The sequence below is a fragment of the Thalassotalea sp. G20_0 genome (genome assembly GCF_017744175.1).
Classification (GTDB): Bacteria; Pseudomonadota; Gammaproteobacteria; order Pseudomonadales; family Endozoicomonadaceae; genus Endozoicomonas.
This window is the reverse complement of the sequence record NZ_JAGHQV010000136.1, coordinates 1-2,896: the sequence shown is the minus strand read 5'-3', so window position 1 is coordinate 2,896 and position 2,896 is coordinate 1. Positions and strand designations below refer to the sequence as shown.

Here is a 2,896-nt window from a genome sequence, read left to right as displayed (position 1 = left end):
CCCTGGGAGCCGGATCGTCCCACTGAGGTTCCAGTCCAAAACAGTCGGGCATCCTTGTCAGTGACTGGATGGCCTGTTGCTGCTGCCGGTCCGACAGCCCGAAGAAGGATGCCCGGGCCGAACCATAATCACCCGCTTCCAGCTGGCTGAGGCAGGCATTACCCGCCAGAACGGCCCCCGGGCTGGTGACCGGGGTCAGCCGTTGGTCCAGTCGCTGGTACAGCCGGTCGCGGCGGCTGCTGTAGTTGCCACTGCTGGCACCCAGCCAGTCTGGCAGCTGGCTGAACAACCCCCTCGAATGCTGGGCAGACACAGCCCCTCGTTGCAGTTCCTGAAACTGGCTGGCCCGGTCAACAATGGCATTGCGCAGTGCACTACTGAGTAACGGGCCGGAGTCAGCCGACCGGGATTCTGCGGTCATTTGTTCCAGTTGATGGTCTGCCATGGCGTTCAGCATGCACTGGCCAAGATCTCTGGCCGGGCCTGACTGGCACGGCTGGGTTTGCTCCCCGCCAAAGAAGATGGCACCGCCATCGGTGCCCCGGACCCGTCCGCCGCTGTCGAAAATATTGGCGGCGCGCTCATGTTCAACCCCCAGTCTGGGCGAGAGCAACACTTCCAGCAGAAACTCCTCGGTGCAGCGGGTCGGTTGCGCCTCATTGGTGACCATGGCGATGGCCATATTCAGCAGGTCATCGGTTTGCCAGGCAGCATCCGGCTGTATTCGCTGCAGCCTGAGCTGCTGCAGGAAAGCCGACACTTCGTTGTGCAGTTGCCGGGCAACCCGCATGCTGCCGGTGAGCAGCCGCATGCCCGGTAGGCAGTCAAAGGGCTGTGCCGCCGTATCAGTCCGGTGCCTCTCACCATGAACCAGTGTGTCTGGTCGGATGGGACGATCCGTGGCCCGGGACACCAGCAGCCCGGCCAGAGCCAGGCTGTTGTGGACGCTGTGCGCCACCGGCCTGACTCTGCTGGCCGGCTGGTTGTCGGCACCATGGGTGGACTCCTGTCGTTGATGGCTTTGCCCGGCAGTGATCTGCGATGCTCCCTGCGGTTGGTTTGCCGTGGCTCTGGTGCCGCCGGTCAGCCAGGACAGGCCACCACGTAGCGCCGACAATATCCCCCCGTGGCGGGTGGCTCCGGCAGTGGCCGCAGCACGGTGGTCATTGGCAATAACTTCCTCATCCCGGGGAAGCGTCGGCCTGCTGGCAGGCTTGCCAGAGAGATGGCTGTCCAGCTGGCGACGTTTGCGTGAGTTACCCTGGCACGACGACGGGATCTCCCCTTCCAGGAAAAGCTCCACAAAGGCATCGGGCTCTTGGAATATATCGGCAAAATCAGCGGGGAAACGCTCCCGGTCTTCCAGTTCCCCCATCCTGGCCAGATAGCCAACTTTCTCACCCTGGATAAGCCGGTTGACAGCGTTCATATCGCCTCGGACCTGCGTGGCTGGCGGCAAGGTGTACTCATCATCGACGGCGGTGGTATGGTCGATGATCTGCAACAGGTGACGATCGGCCTGTGGTGGGCGCAGATCATTATCGCCGTCATCGGTGACCCGGTTATCCAGATAGTCCGCAACTCCCTGCAGAACGTCCCGCAACGGTGCGGACAACCCGGACGTGGTACCCAACAGATCTTTGACCGTGGTTGCCATGCCCCGGGCGCTCAATCCCCGTAAAACCGGTAACTCTTCCTCCTCCAGGGCGAACCCGGTGGCTTTGATCATATTGAAACGGGCTTCGCCGTACTGTGCATACATGTTCAGGAACTGGTTGACCAGATTATCAATCATGGCCTCCCGGGTGGGGTTCTCACCGCTCGCATCCGGCCCCATGGTCAGGTTTTGGGAAGCATCATGGCGAATGCACTGATCGGCCAGGCTGAGGTCCGACAGAAACGTGTTCCTGAGTGCCCGGTCCATAGCCTGCAGGCCCTGTGCACAGCACACCAGCCGTGCCAGCGACCATTGCGGGTATTCCCGGCCCTCGTGGATGAGGGTGCTATCACTCTCCTGGATGTCCTGCACTGCCCGGGTGTTGGCTCTCTGGATAGTGCCGATGCGCTGGCCATAGGCACGGTAGGACTGGGTGGCACGGTCGGCATACAGTTTCAGCAGTTGTTTCCCGGCGGCCGTGATGCCGGGTGTCTGGTCGGCAGTCCGGGCCAGCAGTTCACTCAGCGCCGAGGTGTCGGCCAGCCCCTGCTCGCTGGTCGGGCAGGGAAGCTGCTCGCCGTACAATTGATTTTGCAAATCCGTCGTATTGTCGAACACGTCGCTGAACTTCACGAAACGCTCATCCCTCAGTGGTCGTGTGTTCTGAAAGTAGGCGTTGCGCTCGGCCAGGATGATTTGATTGATTACTTTCACATCCCGCTCGTCCAGCATGGGTGGCGACAAGTCAAACTCACCATCCGCTATCCGGACATTTTCCAGCGTCTGCTGCAGTGCGGTATCCGGCTGCGGGGGACGCCTGTCGTTGGCGCGGAGATCCTCATGGTCATGGGCCAGAGCATTCCCAAGTGTCCGCAGCACCTCCCGGATGGGGTCCGACATTCTGGCCGATCTTGCCAGCAACCCGGTAACGACCTTGCCAATGGCCCCGGCATTGTAACCCTGGAAGCGATCATCCGCTGCCGCCTCGCCTCCGAATCCGGTGGCCCTGACCATGTCATAACGGGCTGCGCTGTAGAGCGCATACAGGTTCTGGAACTGGTTGGCCAGATTCCTGGTGATCGACACTTCGGTGGAGCGCTGGCCCGGGGTACCGCCGGGTTGGTGGTCATCCTGATCGTTATCATAGCGGAGGTACTGCCCCGCGGTACTGGTCATGTTCAGGAAGCTGTCCCGGAACTGCCTCTCCAGTGTCTCCAGCAGGTTGACGCAGCACACCTG

General features: G+C 61.5%; 1 protein-coding gene. It reads right to left on the bottom strand.

The window, feature by feature from the left end; all coding sequences use genetic code 11:
* Positions 1-2,896: hypothetical protein (locus J7438_RS24960; RefSeq protein WP_209278757.1), on the bottom strand; the 2,896-nt coding region annotated here is incomplete at both ends.